The sequence below is a fragment of the Tamlana crocina genome (assembly GCF_012037625.1).
This window is the reverse complement of record NZ_JAAVJS010000469.1, coordinates 1-368: the sequence shown is the minus strand read 5'-3', so window position 1 is coordinate 368 and position 368 is coordinate 1. Positions and strand designations below refer to the sequence as shown.

Annotated in this window: 1 pseudogene; it reads right to left on the bottom strand. The window is 42.9% G+C overall.

From position 1 onward, the window contains the following. Positions 1–368, bottom strand: a pseudogene (locus HC176_RS17640) (phospho-sugar mutase); the annotation flags it as partial.

Below are 368 nucleotides of genomic sequence, written 5' to 3'. Positions count from 1 at the left end.
ATCAACTCTTCCCTATACAATCCAAATTCGCTATAAAGTTCAATGAGCTTTTCATAAACCGAACAGCCGTTAGCCTTCATTTGAGCGGCTATTTCACAGGCAAGCAGGGTAGAGGTGACTGCATCTTTATCCCGCACAAACTCTCCTACCATGAAGCCAAAACTTTCTTCACCACCACCAACGAAATCCAGTTGCGGGTGATCTTTTATCATTTTTGCAATCCATTTGAAACCGGTAAGACCTTCTTTATATTCTACTCCATAAGCTTCAGTGACCACCCGGATCATAGGAGTGGAAACTATGGTAGAGCCCACAAATTCTTTTCCGTTGATCTTCCCTTGCTTTTTCCACTGCTCCAATAGGAACCA